This window comes from Streptomyces sp. NPDC017529, assembly GCF_044329785.1.
Taxonomy (GTDB): Bacteria; Actinomycetota; Actinomycetes; order Streptomycetales; family Streptomycetaceae; genus Streptomyces.
In genome coordinates this window covers 1-1,806 of record NZ_JBIRJY010000050.1, presented here as the reverse complement: position 1 = coordinate 1,806, position 1,806 = coordinate 1, and the positions used below count along the sequence as shown (strand labels likewise).

Sequence of the window (1,806 nt, the reverse complement as noted above, 5' to 3'; positions counted from 1 at the left end):
GCGCGGTGGCCATGGCGGACGTCCACGGCACTCCCACCGTCCTGCGCAGCCGCTGTATGCAGTGGCTGGGCGAAGTCTCCTTCGGCTTCTACCTCGCCCAGCACATCGTGCTCTTCTACTCACGGGAGACGCTCATGGGCGGGCAGCTCTTCGGCACACCGGCCGCGATCGGCATAGTCGCCGCGCTCTTCCTCGTGGCGCTGCTCGTCGGCTGGCTGCTGCTGGTCTGCGTCGAACGTCCCGTGATGCGCCGCTGGGCCAGGCCGCGCAAGCCCCCGCTGATTTCCGTACCCCCGCCCGCGGAGGCGGTCGATCCCCCCGTCCCCAGCCTGCGCTGACCCTTTCACCTTCCCCGCCTCCCCCCTTTCCCCGAATTCCCGAGAACGCCGAGGAGCCCCTCCATGCCCGTCATCGACGTGGACGGCTTGCCCGTCCACTACACCGCCCAGGGAAGCGGTCCCGGCCTGCTGCTCATCCACGGGTCCACCGCGGACGCGGAGGGCAATTACGGTCATCTGCGGCAGTACTTCACCGACCGCTTCACGGTGATCACGCCCGACTACTCGGGCAGCGGTAAGACGCCGCTGCCCGAAGGGGAGCTGACCGTCGACCGCCTCGTCGACCAGGTGGTCGCCGCCGCCCGCGAGACGACCGACCAGCCCTTCGACGTCTTCGGTGCCTCGCAGGGCGCGGTGGTCGCCGCGGCCGCCGCCGCCCGGCACCCCGGACTCGTACGACGTCTGGTGCTGGCCGGCGGGTGGGCACGCAACGACGACCCGCGCCAGCGCCTGGTGCACTCGCTGTGGCGCCGTCTCGCGGACCTCGACACGCAGGCGTACGCGGATTTCACCACCCTCATCGGCTTCTCGCCCGCCCACCTCGCGTCCATGGGGGAGGGCGGCGTCCGGGAAGCGACGCGCAGGCCCGACTACTCGGACGGGGCGAAGCGCCAGATCGACCTCAACATCACCCTGGACATCCGCGACCGGCTCTCCGCCATCACCGCGCCGACCCTGGTCATCGGCGCCACCCAGGACCAGCTGATCCCGCCGGGCCACTCCCGCGAACTGCACCGGGCCATCGCGGGCAGCCGGTACCTGGACGTGGACAGCGGCCACCTCTTCCTCTACGAGAAGACCGACGAGGTGGCCGCTGCCGTCAACGAGTTCCTCAGCCCGGGGGCCTGACCCTTCCGGCCCGTCCACATGAAGGGAAGTCCCCGACCATGCCGTCCTCGCGAACCTCTGGAGCGGCGGGTGCGCCGCCGATTGGGGCCAGGCCCAAGTTGCCGTCGCTGACGGGCGTGCGGTTCATCGCCGCCGCGCTCGTCTTCTTCTTCCACGCCTCCTTCAGCGATCCCCCGATGAACCCCTTCGCGGACGAGGGTGTGGCGGAGGGATTCCGGTGGGTGTTCAGCAAGGCCGGCTGGATGGGGGTGTCCTTCTTCTTCGTCCTCAGTGGCTTTGTGATGACGTGGTCGGCGAAGCCCGGTGACACGGTCACGGGGTTCTGGCGGCGGCGGTTGTTGAAGATCTTCCCCAATCACGTCGTGATGTGGGCGCTGGCCATGGTCCTGTTCGCGGGGACGGTCACCCCGGTCTCGTCCTGGCTGCCGAACCTGCTGCTGGTGCACTCGTGGTTCCCGGACCACGGGACGTTCATCAGCGTGAATCCGCCGAGCTGGTCGCTGTGCAGTGAGCTGCTGTTCTACCTGCTGTTTCCCGCGCTGATCGGTCCGATTCTGCGGATCAGGGAGAGCAGGCTGTGGGGGTGGGCCGCCGGGATGGTGGCCGGCATGGTGGCCGT

General features: G+C 69.3%; 2 protein-coding genes and 1 pseudogene. All 3 read left to right on the top strand.

What is annotated here, in order from left to right:
• Nucleotides 1-338: pseudogene (locus tag ACH4K4_RS38650) on the top strand (acyltransferase); the annotation flags it as partial.
• A 63-nt stretch (nt 339-401) separates the two neighbouring features.
• A complete protein-coding gene (locus tag ACH4K4_RS38645; RefSeq protein WP_398175067.1) occupies nt 402-1,187 on the top strand; it encodes an alpha/beta fold hydrolase in 786 nt (261 codons plus the stop codon).
• 116 nt (nt 1,188-1,303) lie between these two features.
• A partial coding sequence (locus ACH4K4_RS38640) for an acyltransferase family protein (protein ID WP_398175064.1) occupies nt 1,304-1,806 on the top strand: 503 nt, incomplete at its 3' end.